Source organism: Pseudomonas sp. TWR1-1-3 (assembly GCF_049896805.1).
In the GTDB taxonomy this organism is placed as follows: domain Bacteria; phylum Pseudomonadota; class Gammaproteobacteria; order Pseudomonadales; family Pseudomonadaceae; genus Aquipseudomonas; species Aquipseudomonas bubulae.
Map to the genome: position 1 here is coordinate 715,404 of NZ_JAFCUZ010000002.1, position 17,046 is coordinate 732,449.

Here is a 17,046-nt window from a genome sequence, read left to right on the forward strand (position 1 = left end):
CCGTCCTGAACTCCATCGCCATGCGCCTGAGCGCAATGTTCGCCCTGGTGGCGTTGCTGGTGTTTGTGCTGATTGGTGGAGCGCTGTACCAGCAGGTCGACAAAAGTATCGGCCGCCTGCCTGAAGCGGAGCTGGATGCCCGCTACAGCGTGCTTGAGTCATCGATCAACCGCTACGGCAACGCCGAGCACTGGGCCAAGATGAGCACCAAGCTCAAGCTGCTCAGCGAAGAGGACAAACGCATCCGGTTTTGGGCGATCAGTTCAGACCCGGCCTATGAGTACGGCAACCCCGAGTCAGCCGTGCGCAAATTTGCCCAAGGACCCGTGGGCGTGCGGGATTTGCGCCTGCCCGGCCAGGCCTACCCGTTCAAAGTATTGATCAGCGAAATTCCAGCCAAAGAGCAGCGCCCGGCGCTGCGCTTTTTGATTGCCATCGATACCCAGACCTTTCGCCAGACCCAGCATCACTTGCTGCTTGCCCTGATAAGTCTGGCAACGATTGGCGTACTGCTGGCCTCATTGCTCGGCTATTGGGTGGCGCACATCGGCCTCAAGCCGCTGATCAAGCTGTCTGAAGAAGCGCAAAAGCTGGCTCCACCGCGCCTGTCGGGGCGTTTGCACCTGGCACCGCTGGCTCCGGAGCTGGACCAACTGGTCAGTGCCTTCAATTCGACCCTGGACCGCGTCGAGCAGGCCTGGACCCGGCTGGAGTCATTCAATGCGGATGTGGCCCATGAACTGCGTTCGCCGCTGACCAATCTGATTGGCCAGACCCAGGTGGCGCTGACGCGGGGGCGTTCGGCCGAGCATTACTTTGAAGTGCTGCAGTCGAACCTCGAAGAGCTTGAGCGCCTGCGCAGCATCATCAACGACATGCTGTTCCTGGCCAGCGCCGATCAGGGCAGCAAGGCCAGCAAGCTGTCGAGCGCCTCCCTGGCAGATGAAGTGGCGACCACCCTGGAGTATCTGGAGTTTATTCTTGAAGACGCCCGGGTTGTGGTGCGGGTCAGCGGCGATGCCCGGGTCAATATCGAAAAACCCCACCTGCGCCGGGCGCTGATCAACTTGCTGAACAATGCCGTGCAGCACACCGAAGCCGGGCAAGCGATCGAGGTGTCGATCGAGCAGAATTCCGGGCGGGCCATAATCAGCATCAGCAACCCCGGCCTACCGATTGCCGCAGAACACTTGCCGCGCTTGTTCGAGCGTTTCTACCGGGTGGACGCGGCCCGCCACAACAGCGGTGCCAACCACGGGCTGGGGTTGGCCATCGTCAAGGCGATTGCACAGATGCATGGCGGCGAGGTGTTTGTGCACAGCGACGGCGGGCGCAATACATTCGGGTTGGATCTGCCCGCTTGACCTGTAGCACTGTAGATACTCTGTTGCAGGTCAAACCCTATTGTGGGAGCGAGCCTGCTCGCGAACGACCTGAGCGAGCAGGCTCGCTCCCACAGTTGCAGTTTTCCTGTAGCTGCCGAGGCTCTAGTCCACGGCCCTCGCATTTGTTACTCAAAACGCAAAAGTCCTTGTCTAAAACAAGGCTTTTTCGCCCCTGCCTGGCGCTATAGATTTAACCCATCACACAGCACTTGCTAAGCAAGAAGGTCTTTGAAATGTCCAGCAGTATGGGTATGGCTAGCGTTTTCGTTTTGTCGTCTTTGTTGTTGTCGCCTTTGGCCATGGCGGAAGAGTCCCCTGCATTCGTCGCACAAAATGCGGCCCGCGCGGCATCGTTTGAACAGCATCAGGCAGAGCTGACAGCACGCCATCAAAACGACGCAAAACCGCAGCCTACACAGGCAAAAGCCAGTGTTTCCGATCAAGCCAAAGACAGCTGATTGCTCACTCGCAGACTTCCCGACCCAGTCGGTCATCTGTCACACATGTGACTGACTGTTTCAAAAGCCGCTATCATAGCGGCTTTTTTTTGTTTTAAAAAAAGCGCTGCCAACACTGGGAGCCCTTCGAACAAGAACAGAATTTGCAAAGAAAATAAAAACTGCCGCCACTTTCAAGGAGCAACAAACTGGTGAAGTACTCACACAAACTCAGTCCGTTATTCATTGCCCTGGCTGCAACGATCCCCACCTACGCCCACGCCGACGAAGACTCAACCAAAGACGGTTTTATCGAAGGTTCCAGCCTTAAGATCCACGCCCGCAATTACTATATGAACCACGATATCCGCAGCCCCCATGCTGATGACAGCAAGGAATGGGGCCAGGGTTTTGTCGGCAAGTTCGAGTCGGGCTTCACCCAGGGTACGGTAGGCTTCGGCCTGGATGCCTACGCCTTGCTCGGGCTCAAGCTCGATGGCGGTGGTGGCACCGATGGCAGCAGCATCCTGCCAGTCAGTGATGGCAACGGCAAAGCGCCTACCGCCTTTTCGTCTGCCGGTGCCGCACTGAAAATCCGCGCCTTCGATACCGAGCTCAAAGCCGGTGATATGTTCCTCACCAATCCGGTAATAGCCGGCGGTGAAACCCGCATGTTGCCGCAGACCTTTCGCGGTGTCAGCCTGACCAACACCAGCTTCGAAGGCTGGATGTTCGAAGGCGGCCAGGTCAGTTTTGAAAAACCTTACAACCAGAGTGGCATGCGCCGCCTGACCACCACCTACGGTGACCTGGGCGATCAAAGCAGCAAGCACATCACCTGGGCCGGCGCGTCCTGGAGCGGCGTGCCAGAAATCACCAGCAACCTCTACGCCGCCCAGTTGCAGGACATCTGGAACCAGTACTACTACGACTTTGACTACACCTGGGAGTTGAGCGAGGGCATCACCCTCAACCCCGGCCTGCACTACTATCACACCCAGGACACCGGCAAGGCCCTGCTGGGCGATATCGACAACAACACCTTCAGCCTGCACCTGGCCCTCGGCATTGACGGCCACAAGGTGACCGCGGTGTACCAGCGGGTCAATGGCAACACGCCTTTCGACTATATCTATCAGGGCGACAGCGTTTACCTGGACAACTCGCAGCAATATTCGGACTTCAACGGCCCGAACGAGCGTTCCTGGAAGCTGCAATATGAGTATGACTTTGCCGGCCTCGGTATCGCCGGCCTGACCGCCAGTGCGTCGTATTCACGGGGTGAGCTGGACCTGACCAAGGCCGCCCCCGACAGCATCGGCTACAGCAACTGGTACAACCCGGAAGGCAAGAACGCCCATCACTGGGAACGCGACCTGGGCCTCAAGTACGTGATCCAGGAAGGCAAGGCCAAGGATCTGGCAGTGACCCTGCGCTGGGCCACCAACCGCGGCAACACGGCCTACCAGAGCGTGGACAGCGATGTGGATGAGTATCGGGTGATCATCGACTATCCTATTGATGTGTTTTAATCCATGAACAAAGGGCCAGCGTAAAGCTGGCCTTTTCATATGATTGCGTTCATTTTATGGGGCCGAACCCAGGGCGACAATGAGCATGGCCATCAAGCATATCTTGCGCAGTAACGTGCTGACCCTACGCCTGCTGATCGGCGCCACAAGCGTTTCAATCATTGCCATTCTGAGCATCGTCAGCTTCCTGCTGGTACGCGAACACCGCACCGCAGAACTGGCCGCCATCCGCACTTCCCTCAATATCGTGCAGTTGGTCGGGCGTGACGTTCAAAACACGGTAAATCTCTACGACTCAGCGCTCAACGCACTGATCGACGTATCAAAACGCAGCGACCTGAACAGTGTCTCCCTGCCGCTGAAACATATGCTGTTGTTCGATAAAGCCGAACAGACCCCGGCCAATGGCGGCTTTTACCTGCTCAATGCCCAAGGCGACCTGGTCGCCGACTCACGCACTGAAGTCAGCCCCAAAGAAAACTTCAGCCACTGGCCAAGTTTTGTGGAGCACCGTGACTCCAACAGCCCCAACCTGTTTATCTCCCACCCTTTTGACTCAGCTGAAAACGATGGCATTTGCTGCATCAGCTTCAGCCGGCGGATTTCCGGGCCAGACGGCAGGTTTCTCGGCGTCGCGGTGGCGCAGATGAAGCTGGACTATTTCAAGACCCTGTTCCAGAGGCTCGACCTGGAACCCCATGGGTTTATCCGTCTGATCAGTACCGATGGCACGCCACTGACCCAGCATCCGGAACCGGCATCCGCCGACGCGCACACCAACCTGAGCAACAACCCCGTGTTTGTCCGTTTTCTGCACGAACACAGAGGCAGTTTTATCGCCCTCTCCAGCATTGATGGCGAAGAGCGGCTATACAATTTCTCCGAGGTCGGTGACCTGCCGTTGATTGTGGTGGTCTCACTGGCCACTGATGATGTGTTCAGCGCCTGGAGGCGTAACGCCATTTTGGTCGGTATCGGTACGCTCATGTTATGTAGCGCCCTGCTTGTCCTCACCTGGTTGCTGGGCCGTGAATTGCATTTGCGTCAACGCGCCGAGCGCCAGCTCGAAGCGCTGGCAACCACCGACCCGCTGACCGGGCTGGCCAACCGCCGCAAGCTGGACCAGACCCTGGAACAGGAATGGCGGCGGGCGCAGCGCTCAGGCAAGCCGCTGTCGCTGATCATGTTTGACATTGACCATTTCAAGAATTTCAACGACACCTATGGCCATCAGGACGGTGACGAGGCCTTGAAACGTGTGGCACGGACTATCCAGCAGTGCATGCACCGTTCCACAGATCTGGCGGCCCGTTATGGTGGCGAAGAGTTTGCAGTGGTGCTGAGCGATACCGATGCCAGTGGCGCGTACAACCTGGCACAGAGCATCCGCCAGGCCGTCGAACAACTGGAACCGTTAACGCCCTCCCATCGCCGGCTCACCACCAGCATGGGGGTCAGTACCCGCCAGGTTAAACCGGGCGACCAGCTAGCAGGCTTGATCAACAGCGCCGATCAGGCCCTGTATCAGGCCAAGAAGGCCGGGCGCAATTGCGTAATCAGTGCAGCAGAGTTGTCCTGAGTGAGTGCCAGCCTTGAATGAAAGGCCCGCTGTACATGGTTTTTTCTTCAGAGGGTCAAGCCATTAAATATCATCTGCGCACACCGGTTATCACCCGCCGCATGCTGGTCTGGGCCAGCGCCCTGTCGGTGGTTGCGATTGTGAACATCGTCGGCTACCTGCTGGTCAGGGAATACCGCAATACCGAAGATGATGCGGCTCGCTCTGCCTTGAATATCGTGCAGTTGATCAGCCGTGATATCCGCAATACCATTTCCATCTATGACTCGGCGCTCAACAGCCTGGTCAGCCTGGTGCAAAGCCAGGCGCTGGCCTCGCTTTCGCCGCAGACGCAACAACCCCTGCTTTTCGACAGAGCGGCCGAGGCGCCGTCCAATGCCGGTTTTTTTGTGCTGGATGCCGACGGCAAGGTGATTGCCGGCTCACGCCCGGTCGAGCCCCTGCTCAACAACGCTCGCCAACAGTCCTGGTTCAAGGTTCATCTCAAGGGGCAAAATGAAGGCATCTTTATCAGCCGCCCCTTGCCTGCCAGCGATGCCCCCAATGACTGGAGCCTGGTACTCAGCCGCAGGATCACTACCCCGGACGGCAGGTTTGGCGGCGTCGCCGTGGCCCTGATGAAGATGAGCTACTTTCAGAACCTGTTTCGCGGCCTGGACCTGGGGCCCACCGGCAATATCAGCCTGGTCAGCAGCGAAGGCATCATGCTGATCCAGTACCCGGCCACCACCATGTTCTATACCGGCCAGGACCTGGGGCACACGCCGATCTTCCTGCGTTTTCTGACCGAGCGCCACGGCAGCTTTACCGCCGTGTCCGGTATCTATCACCTGCAGCGCCTCTACAACTTCGCCCAGGTCAGCGAGTTACCCTTGCTGGTGGTGGTGGCTTTGTCCACCGAGCATATATTCAGCAACTGGCGACACACGGCCCTGTTGATCGGCAGCGCAACCCTGCTGCTGTGCCTGGGCCTGCTGTGGCTGACCTGGTTGCTGGTACGCGAATTGCGCCTGCGCCAGCGCGCCGAAGGCGAACTCGCCGCCATGGCCGCCACCGACCCGCTGACCGGACTGGCCAACCGGCGCATGCTGGACAAGACTCTGGATCTGGAATGGCGCCGCGCACAACGTACAGGCGCGCCGCTGTCACTGATCATGATTGATATCGACCACTTCAAGCCCTTCAACGATGCTTATGGTCATCAGGCAGGGGATGAGGCCCTGCGCCAGGTCGCCCGGGTCATCAAGGCCAATGTGCGACGCCCCGCCGACCTGGTGGCCCGCTACGGTGGTGAAGAATTCGCGGTAGTACTGACCGAAACCGACGCGGCAGGCACGCGCCTGCTGGCAGAAAAAATTCGCGCCGCGGTTGAGCAAATGGAGCCGGTCGACCCCACCACCAAAAAACTCACTGTGAGCCTGGGCGCCTGCACCCGCTACGCCAAACCCGGCGACGACCGGGAAGAACTGCTCAGCACTGCCGACAAAGCGCTTTATCAGGCCAAAAAACGCGGGCGCAATCGGGTGATGGATATCAATGAAACCGGCCTGAATGCGCTGAAACCTAAAAACGAAACATAAAAAAAGGCCACCCGAGGGTGGCCTTCAAAAACTAGAGAAAGAAGTTTTACTTAAACTGCCGCAACCGGACGCATATACGAAATCGGTGCAGTGCTGGCATCTTCAAAGGTCACGACTTCCCACGCATCGGTCTGTTCAAGCAGCTTGCGAATCAGCTGGTTGTTCAGTGCATGGCCAGACTTGAAGCCCTTGAATTCACCGATCAGGCTATTGCCCAACAGGTAAAGGTCGCCAATTGCATCGAGGATCTTGTGCTTCACGAATTCGTCTTCATAGCGAAGGCCGTCTTCGTTCAGTACACCATCCGCGTCGACCACGATGGCGTTTTCCACGCTACCGCCGAGTGCGAGGTTGTGCTTGCGCAGGTACTCGATATCACTCATGAAACCAAAGGTACGCGCGCGGCTGACTTCTTTTACAAACGAAGTGCTGGAAAAATCCACGGTTGCACTTTGGGTACGGTTACGGAAAACCGGGTGATCGAAATCGATCTCGAAGCTCACCTTGAAGCCTTCGAAAGGGACGAAAGTGGCGCGCTTGTCGCCATCTTCCACTGTCACTTCACGCAGGATGCGGATGAACTTCTTCGGCGCGTCCTGTTCTTCCAGGCCGGCAGATTGAATCAAGAACACGAAAGGTCCGGCGCTACCGTCCATAATCGGGACTTCAGACGCGGAGAGTTCGACGTAGGCGTTATCGATCCCCAGGCCAGCCATGGCCGAGAGCAGGTGCTCTACCGTGTCTACTTTTACATCGCCGTTGACCAGCGTGGTCGACATCGTCGTCTCGCCGACGTTTTCCGCGCGCGCAGGGATCTGCACAACAGGGTCAAGGTCTGCACGACAAAACACGATGCCGGTGTCCACAGGCGCAGGCTTGAGGGTCAGGTAGACCTTCTCACCGGAGTGCAGGCCGACACCTGTGGCACGGATAATATTTTTCAGGGTGCGTTGTTTAATCATGGCATTGGCCGCTTCAGCGCAAATTGCGAACTGGTATCAACAAAGGCTGGCGATAATAGCAGACCGAGCCTTTGCTGAACACCAATCACCTTAATACCCCTGATTGATTTCATTAATCAGCCTGGCGACGCAGGAAAGCCGGGATGTCCAGGTAATCCAGATCATCTTGCGGATTGAGCTTGGCAGCAGTCGTCGCGCCTTGCTGGGCCTGGTTGCGCATCACGGTCGGGCGATCCAGATCACGGTAGTTGACCACCGGTTGTTCCTGACGCTCGGTACGGGTTTCCTGACGAACAGGGGCGCTGTGTGCTGCCGAAGCTGCGTACGAAGCCTGCAGGGTGTTGTCGACAACCTTGACCGGCTTCTCGATTTTTGCACCCAGACCGGTAGCAACCACGGTGACATGCAGCTCGTCACGCATGTCCGGATCGATAACAGTACCGACCTTGACCATTGCGTGTTCCGAAGCGAAGGCTTCGATGATGCTGCCCACGTCGGAGTACTCACCCAGGGACAGGTCAGGGCCGGCGGTGATGTTTACCAGGATGCCGCGAGCGCCTTCCAGGTTCACGTCTTCGAGCAACGGGTTGCGAATGGCCGCTTCGGTGGCCTCACGTGCACGGTTCGGACCGCTGGCGCAGCCAGTGCCCATCATCGCCATGCCCATTTCGCTCATCACGGTGCGTACGTCGGCAAAGTCGACGTTGATCATGCCCGGACGCTTGATGATGTCGGAGATACCGCGAACGGCACCGGCCAGTACGTCATCGGCCTTGGCGAACGCAGACAGCAGGCTTGCGTCTTTACCCAGGATGGTGAGCAGTTTTTCGTTCGGAATCGTAATCAACGAATCGACGCTTTCGGACAGCAGACGAATACCTTCGTCGGCGATCTGCATGCGCTTGCGACCTTCGAACGGGAACGGACGGGTCACCACCGCAACGGTGAGGATGCCCATTTCCTTGGCCACTTCGGCAATGATCGGCGCAGCACCGGTACCGGTACCACCGCCCATGCCCGTGGTGATGAACACCATGTTGGTGCCCTGCAACACTTCAGCAATACGCTCGCGGTCTTCCAGGGCAGCCTGACGACCGACCTCAGGGTTCGCGCCGGCACCCAGGCCCTTGGTCACGCCAGTGCCCAGTTGCAGGATGGTACGCGCACCAATGCTTTTGAGCGCTTGTGCGTCTGTGTTGGCGCAGATGAATTCCACGCCTTCGATGTTGCTCTTAACCATGTGGTTAACAGCATTGCCACCGCCACCACCAACACCGATAACTTTGATTACCGGGCTTTGCGGGATGTTGTCTACGAGTTCGAACATGGTCCCTCTCCTTTCATTTCTCTAGTTTTTTTCGCCTACTTCTACCGCTTTGAATCTGTTTACAGCTCAAGCTTTAAAAGTTGCCCTGTACCCAGCGCTTGAGGCGCTCAAGCACAGGGGCTTTTTGTTCGTCACTGCTGTAGTTGTCGCGGTTGCTGATACCCGATATCGAAATACCGTCTGACTGCTTTTGCAGCCCGTACAACAACAAGCCCACAGCGGTGGAATAAATCGGATTGCGCACAACGTCGGTGAGGCCCTTGAAACTGTGCGGCACACCCAGACGGACCGGCATGTGGAAGATCTCTTCGGCCAGTTCGACCGCGCCTTCCATCTTTGAAGTACCACCGGTCAACACGATGCCCGCCGGAATCAGGTCTTCGTAACCGCTGCGACGCAGCTCGGCCTGAATCAGGGTGAACAGCTCGTCGTAACGCGGCTCGACCACTTCGGCCAGGGCCTGACGGGACAGTTCACGGGGTGGGCGATCGCCCACGCTTGGCACCTTGATGGTTTCGCCGGCACCGGCCAGTTTGGCCAGTGCACAGGCGTAACGAATCTTGATTTCTTCGGCATATTGCGTTGGTGTACGCAGCGCCATGGCGATGTCGTTGGTCACCTGGTCACCGGCAATCGGTATCACTGCCGTATGGCGAATCGCGCCTTCGGTGAAGATCGCGATGTCGGTGGTGCCGCCGCCGATATCAACCAGGCAAACGCCCAGTTCCTTTTCATCATCGGTCAGTACCGAGTAAGCCGATGCCAACTGCTCAAGGATGATGTCGTCCACCTCAAGGCCACAGCGGCGTACACACTTCTCGATGTTTTGCGCGGCATTCACGGCGCAGGTCACGACGTGAACCTTGGCTTCAAGACGTACGCCCGACATGCCCAGTGGCTCACGTACGCCTTCCTGGTTATCGATCACATAGTCCTGCGCCAGGGTGTGCAGCACACGCTGGTCAGCCGGGATCGCGACAGCCTGGGCGGCGTCGAGGACGCGCTCAAGGTCGGCGGTGCTGACTTCACGATCACGAATCGCCACGATGCCGTGGGAATTCAGGCTGCGGATGTGATTGCCGGCCACGCCGACAAATGCCGAGTGAATCCGGCAACCGGCCATCAGCTGCGCTTCTTCGATGGCGCGCTGGATCGATTGCACGGTGGACTCGATGTTCACCACCACGCCTTTCTTCAGGCCACGGGACGGGTGCGTGCCAATACCGACGATTTCGATCGTGCCGTCTTCACCGACCTCGCCTACCAGCGCAACCACCTTGGAGGTGCCGATATCGAGGCCGACGATCATTTTGCCGCTTTGCACATTTGCCATGGGTCCTGCCTCTTCTTAATTCTTCGCGACAGCGGGTTGGGCTATCGTGGGTGCCACAGGTTCCCGCCAGCCGACGGCCAATCCGTTGGCATAACGCAAATCGATGCGCGCTATGTTTGTAATCTGTTCTTTCAGCGTTTTTTCATAGATGGCTATGAAGCGACGCATTTTTTCTACCAGATGATCGCGCCCCAACAACAGCTCGATCCCGGGCCCTGCACTACCGGCTCCAGTGGTCAGGAACCAGCTACCGCGCTCACGCAACTCCAGCCGGGCTATGGAAAAGCCCATCGGACGCAGCATCTGGCTCAACACCTGATACTGCTGCATCACCTGCTGCTGAGCCCGTTGTGGACCAAACAGCTGCGGCAAATGTTCGTAATTGGCCAGCTCACGCGGGGTGAACGCCTGGCCCTGGTTGTTCAACAGTGCCTCATCCCCCCAACGCGCAACCGGCAGTTGCTCTTCAAGGCGAATCACCACCTGGTCGGGCCACACGCGACGGACTTCGGCGTGGGCGATCCAGGGCATCTGCTCGAGCTCGGTGCGCATGCCTTCCAGGTCTACCGTAAAGAAGCTCGCTGCCACATAAGGGGCAATGCGCTGCTGCACGGCTTGCTGGCTGATATAGGTCAAATCGCCCTGCACGTTGATATTGGTGATCGGGCGGTCGGCATAGGGCATCAGGCGCTGCGCACCTTCATAGGTGCCATAACCCAACGCCACCAGCAGCACCGGCCAGAACAACGCTTTCAAAAAGCCGAAATTGGCTTTTGGCAAACGCACCGACATCGGCTCTTTCGCCACCATCCGGCTGGCGCCACGCGGCACCGGCTTGCGGCCGGGAGCGGGTGGTTGATGACGAAGCGATGCACCTTGCATGGACTTAACCCCGCGCCTCTAAACTTGCCGCCAGAATCGACAGCACCAGCTGTTGGAAATCCAGACCCGCCGCCTTGGCCGCCATCGGCACCAGGCTGTGATCGGTCATGCCCGGCGCGGTGTTGACTTCCAGCAGCCAGAACTGGCCTGCGGTGTCCTGCATCACGTCCAGACGCCCCCAACCGGCAATGCCGATCGCCTCGCAGGCTTTCGCCGTGAGGTCCATGAGCTCCTGTTCCTTGGCACTGTCGAGGCCGCACGGGATCCGATACTGGGTATCGTTGGCCACGTACTTGGCGTCGTAGTCGTAAAAGCTGTGGGGCGTACCCAGGGCAATCGGTGGCAACACCTGGTCACGCAGGGTGGCGATGGTGAACTCGGGACCTGTGATCCACTGCTCAACCAACACTTGCGAGTCGTACTTGCTGGCATCGGCCCACGCGACGATCAACTCGTCCACGTTACTCACTTTGGCCATACCGATACTTGAACCTTCATGAGCCGGTTTGACGATCAAAGGGAAGCTCAGTTCCTTGGCCGCAGAAATACAATCGGCTTCGCTGCTCAATACTGCGTGACGTGGCGTTGGAATACCCAGGCTGTGCCACACCTGTTTGGTGCGCAGCTTGTCCATGGCCAGGGCCGACGCGAGGATGCCGCTGCCGGTGTAAGGAATGCCCAGGCACTCCAGCAGGCCTTGCATGCTGCCGTCTTCACCGCCACGACCATGAAGGATGATGAACGCGCGGTCGATTTTTTCGCTGGTGATACGGGTGATGAAGTCATCGCCCACATCGATACCGAAGGCATCCACACCGGCGCTTTGCAGCGCGCCCAGCACGGCATTGCCCGACTTCAACGAGACTTCACGCTCAGCGCTTTTGCCGCCGAACAACACGGCCACACGGCCGAAATCGGCTGGGGCAATGGTCGAGAACAGATTGGCATAGGCAGCAGTCATTTCAACTTTCCTTCACTGGTAGCGGCAACAGCGCCGGCGAACAGCGGGCTCTTGATAAGTTGCGGTGCCAGACGGCCGATATCGCCCGCCCCTTGGCACAACAGAATGTCGCCAGCGCGCAGCAGCGGCTTGACGATCGGCGCCAGCTCGACGCCGCGCTCGATGTAGATCGGGTCCAGCTGGCCGCGCTGACGGATGCTGTGGCACAGCTGGCGGCTGTCAGCCCCGGGAATCGGCTCTTCGCCAGCCGGGTAGACTTCCATCAACAGCAATACGTTGGCATCGGCCAGTACCTGGACAAAATCGTCGTACAGGTCACGGGTGCGGCTGAAACGGTGCGGCTGGTACACCATCACCAGGCGACGTTCCGGCCAGCCACCACGTACGGCCTTGATCACCGCGGCGACTTCGGTCGGGTGGTGACCGTAGTCATCGACCAGCATCACGCTGCCGCCATCAACTGGCAGCTCGCCATAAACCTGGAAGCGTCGCCCCACCCCTTCAAAGCCCGACAGGCCCTGAACGATGGCTTCATCGCTGATGCCTTCATCAGAGGCTATGCAGATGGTGGCCAGGGCATTGAGCACGTTGTGGTTGCCCGGCATGTTCACCGACACATCCAGCGGCTCGCGGTCAGGGCGCAACACGGTGAAGAAGGTTTGCATGCCCTGCTGGCGCACATTGATCGCGCGTACATCAGCGTTTTCGCTGAAGCCGTAGGTCACGGTCGGACGCTTGACCAGCGGCAGGATTTCACGCACCACCGGATCGTCCAGGCACAGCACGGCCAAGCCGTAGAACGGCAGGTTGTGCAGGAACTCGACGAAGGTCTTCTTCAGCTTGTTGAAGTCGCCTTCGTAGGTCGCCATATGGTCGGCGTCAATATTGGTGACCACCGCCACCAACGGCTGCAGATGCAGGAAGCTGGCATCGCTTTCATCAGCTTCGGCAATCAGGTAACGGCTGGTACCCAGTTGTGCATTGGTACCGGCTGCATTCAGGCGGCCACCGATCACGAACGTCGGGTCCAGGCCACCGGCCGCGAACACCGAGGCCAGCAAGCTGGTGGTAGTGGTTTTGCCGTGGGTACCGGCAACAGCGATACCGTGGCGATAGCGCATCAGCTCGGCCAGCATCTCGGCACGAGGCACCACCGGAATGCGGCGCTCAAGTGCACTCGCAACCTCGGGGTTGGAGGTATTCACGGCACTCGATACCACCAGCACATCGGCGTTGGCGGCGTTCTCGGCGCGGTGGCCGATATAAATGTGTGCGCCGAAGGACTCGAGCCGCTCGGTCACCGGCGAAGCGTTCAGGTCCGAGCCCGACACTTCATAGCCCAGGTTCAGCAACACTTCGGCGATACCGCACATTCCCACGCCGCCGATACCGACGAAGTGGATGCGACGGATACGGCGCATTTCCGGTTGTGGCATAGCTTTTTGATTCTCAACCATTGGCCACCTCCAGGCAGATATCTACAACGTTGCGGGTCGCATCGGGTTTGGCCAGGCGGCGGGCATTGGCCGCCATGCTGTTGAGTCGTTCCGGTTGCATCAAAACCTCTGTCAGGCGTGCAGCCAGTTCGGCTGCGCCAGTTGTCGCTTGCGGCATCAGGAAGGCTGCACCCTCGCGTGCCAAAAAGTCGGCGTTACGGCTCTGATGGTCATCGATCGCGTGGGGCAATGGCACCAGCAGCGAAGGCAGACCGGCCGCAGCCAGTTCACTGACGGTCAGCGCGCCTGCGCGACAAACCACCAGGTCGGCCCAGCCATAGGCATGGGCCATATCCTTGATAAAAGGCTGTACGTCAGCCTCGACGCCGACCGCGGCATAGCGCTCGGCGGTAATCCGGTCATGCTGCTTGCCGGCCTGGTGAAACACTTCAGGGCGAACGTCAGCCGGGACTTTGGCCAGCGCTTCAGGCAACAACTTGTTCAACGGCTCGGCGCCGAGGCTGCCGCCCAGTACCAGCAAGCGCGCCTTGCGCCCTTCGAGCGCAGCCCGAGGCGCCAGGGTAAACAGCTCGGGGCGTACCGGGTTACCGGTGCTACGCAGCGTCTGCGAGGCTGCAAAGGTGCCGGGAAAGGCTTCGCACACCCGACTGGTCATCGGCACCAGCAGGCGGTTGGCCGTACCGGCTACCGCGTTCTGCTCGTGAATGATCACCGGTACACCGCAGGTTTTCGCCGCCAGGCCGCCAGGCCCGGTCACGTAACCGCCAAAACCCAGCACACACACCGGCTTGAGTTGACGAATGATCCTGCGCGCCTGAAACAGCGCCTTGAGCAGTACAAAAGGGGCCTTGAGCAACGACAGCTTGCTCTTGCCACGCAGGCCCGCCACGTTAATCAGGTGCAGTTTGAAACCGGCAGGCTCGACCAGTTCATTCTCGATGCCACGGGGCGTACCGAGCCAGTGCACGGTGTAGCCGCGGGCTTCGAATTCGCGGGCGCAAGCCAGCGCCGGGAACACGTGGCCACCGGTGCCGCCCGCCATGATCAGCACGTTAGCGCCCATGGGTCGGCTCCTCTGCAAAGTCGCTTTCTTTGAAATCGGTCTCTTCACTGCCCAGGTGGGTTCGACTCTCCCACTCGATGCGCAGCAACAGTCCCATGCACACGCAGCAAATCACCAGCGAGCTGCCGCCATAACTGAGGAACGGCAGGGTCAGGCCCTTGGTTGGCAGCAAGCCGACGTTTACCCCGATATTGATCAGGAACTGGCCGATCCACAGGAACGACAAGCCATAGGCCATATAAGCCGAGAAATACTGTTTGGCGCGCTCGGCCCACATGCCGATGTACATGCCGCGCACACACACAAATACGAACAGGGCCACGGTCAGCAGCGAGCCGACAACACCCAGCTCTTCTGCCAGTACCGAAAACACGAAGTCGGTATGTGCTTCAGGCAGGTAGAACTGTTTCTGCACACTGTTGCCCAGACCGACACCAAACCACTCGCCGCGACCGAAGGCGATCAGGGCCTGGGTCAACTGGTAGCCGGAGCCGAACTGGTCGGACCACGGGTCGGTAAAGGTAATCAAACGCGCCATGCGGTAAGGCTGTGCCTGTACCAGCACGAACACCGCGCCGACAGCCAGCGCCACCATCAGAGCGAAACGGAACAGGCCGACACCACCGAGAAACAGCATGGCAGCAGCGGCGCCCATCATCACAACCGTGGCTCCGAAGTCGGGCTCCATCAGCAGCAGGCCGGCCATTGGCAGCAGCACGATAAATGGCTTGAAAAAGCCCATCCAGCTATCCCGCACTTCCTTCTGCTGACGCACCAGGTAGCCCGCCAGGTAGATCACCACAAAGACCTTGGCGATCTCCGAAGGCTGCACGTTGAAGAAGCTGAAACCGATCCAGCGCATCGAGCCGTTTACCTCACGGCCAATGCCCGGGATCAGTACGGCCACCAGCAAACCGAATGCACCGATCAGCAACATGAAGCCCATGCGTTGCCAGGTCGCGATCGGCACCATCATGGTCATGATGCATGCGCCCAGGCCGAGCACGATGTAAAACAGGTGGCGGATCATGTGGTACAGGGTGTTGCCCGACTGCAACGCCGCCACTTCGGACGAAGCCGAAGTGATCATCACCAGCCCCAGACCGAGCAAGGCCAGGCAACCGGCGAGCAACGGGAAGTCGAGGTCGATGCCACGCCCCGTAATCAGCGGTGAAGGATAAGGTTTGAGGATGCCGAACATCATGCCAGCACCTCCACGGCGCGAGCGAACAACTGGCCGCGCTCTTCGTAGTTTTTGAACATGTCGAAACTGGCGCAGGCTGGCGACAGCAAGACTGCATCACCCGATTGCGCCAGTGAGCGGCTCAGTGCGATGGCTTCGTCCAGCGAACCGGCACGCACTTGCGGCACGGCATCGCCAAGGGCGTCGGCTATCAGCCCCGCATCACGACCTATCAACACTGCCGCGCGGCAGTGCTTGGCAACCGAATCACGCAAGCCGCTGAAATCCGCGCCCTTGCCGTCGCCGCCGGCGATAAGGATCAGCTTGCCATCCATGTCCATCCCCAGCCCTTCGATAGCAGCCAGTGCCGCGCCGACGTTGGTGGCCTTGGAGTCGTTGTAGTAGCTCACGCCATCCAGCTCGCGCACCCACTGACAGCGATGCTCAAGACCGGTGAAATTGCGCAGGCTGGCGAGCATGGCGTCGAACGGCAGACCAACCGCGTGACCCAGCGCCAGGGCAGCCAGGGCATTGGCCTGATTATGTGCGCCACGCACTTTCAGCTCGCGCACGGGCATGAGGTTCTGGAATTCGAAAGCGAGGTATTTTTCGCCGTTTTCTTCACGCAGGCCGAAGGCCTTGAAGTCCGGCGCGCTGAGGCCGAAAGTCCAGCACGGCTGACCTTCGCTCATCAGCGGGCGGGTCAGGGCATCCTGACGATTGACCACCACCTGCCGGGCGCCACGGAAGATCCGGTGCTTGGCCAGGTGGTACGCAGGCAGGCCGCTGTAGCGGTCCATATGGTCTTCGCTGACATTGAGCACTGTGGCCACTTCAGCACCCAGCTGGTTGGTGGTCTCCAGCTGGAAGCTCGACAGCTCCATCACGTACAGCTCGATATCATCGCAGAGCAGGTCCAGTGCCGGCGTGCCAAGGTTGCCACCCACCGCAACGCGCTTGCCGGCTGCCGCAGCCATTTCACCGACCAGGGTGGTCACGGTGCTTTTGGCGTTGGAACCACTGATTGCCACGATAGGCGCTTTCGCGTTACGCGCGAACAGGTCGATGTCGCCCGACAGTTTCACGCCGCGGGCAGCAGCAGCTTGCAGCGCCGGAGTCGCCAGGGCCAGGCCGGGGCTCACGTAAAGCTCGTCGGCGCGGCACAGGAATTCGACATCCAGCTCGCCACAACGCACTTCCACTTGCGGGTAGTCACGGCGCAGCGTGGCAAGCTCCGGCGGGTTTTCCCGCGTATCTGCCACGGCAAACGACACGCCCCGTTGCGCCAGGAAGCGCACCAGGGACATGCCGCTCTTGCCGAGGCCGACAACGATGCGGAAGTGGTCAGAAGCGATCAGAGACACA

At 59.3% G+C, this 17,046-nt stretch carries 14 protein-coding genes; 5 read left to right on the forward strand and 9 right to left on the reverse strand.

Annotated elements, in window-relative coordinates; all coding sequences use genetic code 11:
• Positions 1-20 precede the first annotated feature (20 nt).
• From ACP7BE_RS10790 to ACP7BE_RS10810, 5 genes are all read left to right on the forward strand, one after another.
• Complete coding sequence (locus ACP7BE_RS10790) at positions 21-1,364, forward strand: heavy metal sensor histidine kinase (protein WP_095025471.1); 1,344 nt, start codon at positions 21-23, stop codon at positions 1,362-1,364.
• A 254-nt stretch (positions 1,365-1,618) separates the two neighbouring features.
• Positions 1,619-1,843, forward strand: coding sequence for a hypothetical protein (locus ACP7BE_RS10795; protein ID WP_095001528.1), 225 nt, complete (start codon positions 1,619-1,621; stop codon positions 1,841-1,843).
• A 191-nt stretch (positions 1,844-2,034) separates the two neighbouring features.
• Entirely contained in the window at positions 2,035-3,354 is a 1,320-nt protein-coding gene (locus ACP7BE_RS10800; RefSeq protein ID WP_095025447.1) for an OprD family porin, read from the forward strand.
• An 85-nt stretch (positions 3,355-3,439) separates the two neighbouring features.
• On the forward strand, positions 3,440-4,933 hold the full coding sequence (locus tag ACP7BE_RS10805) for a sensor domain-containing diguanylate cyclase (protein WP_426105807.1): 1,494 nt from the start codon (positions 3,440-3,442) through the stop codon (positions 4,931-4,933).
• A 35-nt stretch (positions 4,934-4,968) separates the two neighbouring features.
• Entirely contained in the window at positions 4,969-6,513 is a 1,545-nt protein-coding gene (locus tag ACP7BE_RS10810) for a GGDEF domain-containing protein (protein WP_306452942.1), read from the forward strand.
• 50 nt (positions 6,514-6,563) lie between these two features.
• Here the strand turns inward: ACP7BE_RS10810 and lpxC are convergent, their stop codons facing one another.
• From lpxC to murD, 9 genes are all read right to left on the reverse strand, one after another.
• Positions 6,564-7,475 (reverse strand): UDP-3-O-acyl-N-acetylglucosamine deacetylase, encoded by a 912-nt coding sequence (lpxC, locus tag ACP7BE_RS10815; protein ID WP_019823785.1) that lies wholly within the window; start codon positions 7,473-7,475, stop codon positions 6,564-6,566.
• A gap of 112 nt (positions 7,476-7,587) precedes the next feature.
• Positions 7,588-8,802, reverse strand: coding sequence for a cell division protein FtsZ (gene ftsZ, locus ACP7BE_RS10820; protein WP_095001531.1), 1,215 nt, complete (start codon positions 8,800-8,802; stop codon positions 7,588-7,590).
• A 73-nt stretch (positions 8,803-8,875) separates the two neighbouring features.
• The gene (ftsA, locus tag ACP7BE_RS10825; protein ID WP_016779533.1) at positions 8,876-10,135 is read right to left on the reverse strand and encodes a cell division protein FtsA; all 1,260 of its coding nucleotides are present in this window, start codon (positions 10,133-10,135) and stop codon (positions 8,876-8,878) included.
• Between the two features lie 15 nt (positions 10,136-10,150).
• Positions 10,151-11,017: a cell division protein FtsQ/DivIB gene (locus ACP7BE_RS10830; protein ID WP_095001532.1), complete on the reverse strand. Its 867-nt coding sequence runs from the start codon at positions 11,015-11,017 to the stop codon at positions 10,151-10,153.
• A gap of 4 nt (positions 11,018-11,021) precedes the next feature.
• The gene (locus tag ACP7BE_RS10835; protein ID WP_088379010.1) at positions 11,022-11,978 is read right to left on the reverse strand and encodes a D-alanine--D-alanine ligase; all 957 of its coding nucleotides are present in this window, start codon (positions 11,976-11,978) and stop codon (positions 11,022-11,024) included.
• Positions 11,975-13,435: a UDP-N-acetylmuramate--L-alanine ligase gene (gene murC / locus ACP7BE_RS10840; RefSeq protein ID WP_095001533.1), complete on the reverse strand. Its 1,461-nt coding sequence runs from the start codon at positions 13,433-13,435 to the stop codon at positions 11,975-11,977. The genes ACP7BE_RS10835 and murC overlap by 4 nt, the downstream gene beginning before the upstream one ends.
• A complete protein-coding gene (murG, locus tag ACP7BE_RS10845) occupies positions 13,428-14,498 on the reverse strand; it encodes an undecaprenyldiphospho-muramoylpentapeptide beta-N-acetylglucosaminyltransferase (protein ID WP_095001534.1) in 1,071 nt (356 codons plus the stop codon). The genes murC and murG overlap by 8 nt, the downstream gene beginning before the upstream one ends.
• On the reverse strand, positions 14,488-15,702 hold the full coding sequence (gene ftsW / locus ACP7BE_RS10850; protein ID WP_095001535.1) for a putative lipid II flippase FtsW: 1,215 nt from the start codon (positions 15,700-15,702) through the stop codon (positions 14,488-14,490). Before ftsW ends, murG begins: the two co-directional genes overlap by 11 nt.
• On the reverse strand, positions 15,699-17,045 hold the full coding sequence (gene murD / locus ACP7BE_RS10855) for a UDP-N-acetylmuramoyl-L-alanine--D-glutamate ligase (protein WP_426105813.1): 1,347 nt from the start codon (positions 17,043-17,045) through the stop codon (positions 15,699-15,701). Before murD ends, ftsW begins: the two co-directional genes overlap by 4 nt.
• Between the last annotated feature and the right edge of the window lies 1 nt (position 17,046).

Excerpts from the sequence above, each read along its gene's own strand:
- ACP7BE_RS10790 (WP_095025471.1), top strand. The coding sequence starts at position 21 with ATGCGCCTGAGCGCAATGTTCGCCCTGGTGGCGTTGCTGGTGTTTGTG.
- ACP7BE_RS10795 (WP_095001528.1), top strand. The coding sequence starts at position 1,619 with ATGTCCAGCAGTATGGGTATGGCTAGCGTTTTCGTTTTGTCGTCTTTG.
- ACP7BE_RS10805 (WP_426105807.1), top strand. The coding sequence starts at position 3,440 with ATGGCCATCAAGCATATCTTGCGCAGTAACGTGCTGACCCTACGCCTG.
- ACP7BE_RS10810 (WP_306452942.1), top strand. The coding sequence starts at position 4,969 with ATGGTTTTTTCTTCAGAGGGTCAAGCCATTAAATATCATCTGCGCACA.
- lpxC (WP_019823785.1), bottom strand. The coding sequence starts at position 7,475 with ATGATTAAACAACGCACCCTGAAAAATATTATCCGTGCCACAGGTGTC.
- ftsZ (WP_095001531.1), bottom strand. The coding sequence starts at position 8,802 with ATGTTCGAACTCGTAGACAACATCCCGCAAAGCCCGGTAATCAAAGTT.
- ftsA (WP_016779533.1), bottom strand. The coding sequence starts at position 10,135 with ATGGCAAATGTGCAAAGCGGCAAAATGATCGTCGGCCTCGATATCGGC.
- ACP7BE_RS10830 (WP_095001532.1), bottom strand. The coding sequence starts at position 11,017 with ATGCAAGGTGCATCGCTTCGTCATCAACCACCCGCTCCCGGCCGCAAG.
- ACP7BE_RS10835 (WP_088379010.1), bottom strand. The coding sequence starts at position 11,978 with ATGACTGCTGCCTATGCCAATCTGTTCTCGACCATTGCCCCAGCCGAT.
- murC (WP_095001533.1), bottom strand. The coding sequence starts at position 13,435 with ATGGTTGAGAATCAAAAAGCTATGCCACAACCGGAAATGCGCCGTATC.
- murG (WP_095001534.1), bottom strand. The coding sequence starts at position 14,498 with ATGGGCGCTAACGTGCTGATCATGGCGGGCGGCACCGGTGGCCACGTG.
- ftsW (WP_095001535.1), bottom strand. The coding sequence starts at position 15,702 with ATGATGTTCGGCATCCTCAAACCTTATCCTTCACCGCTGATTACGGGG.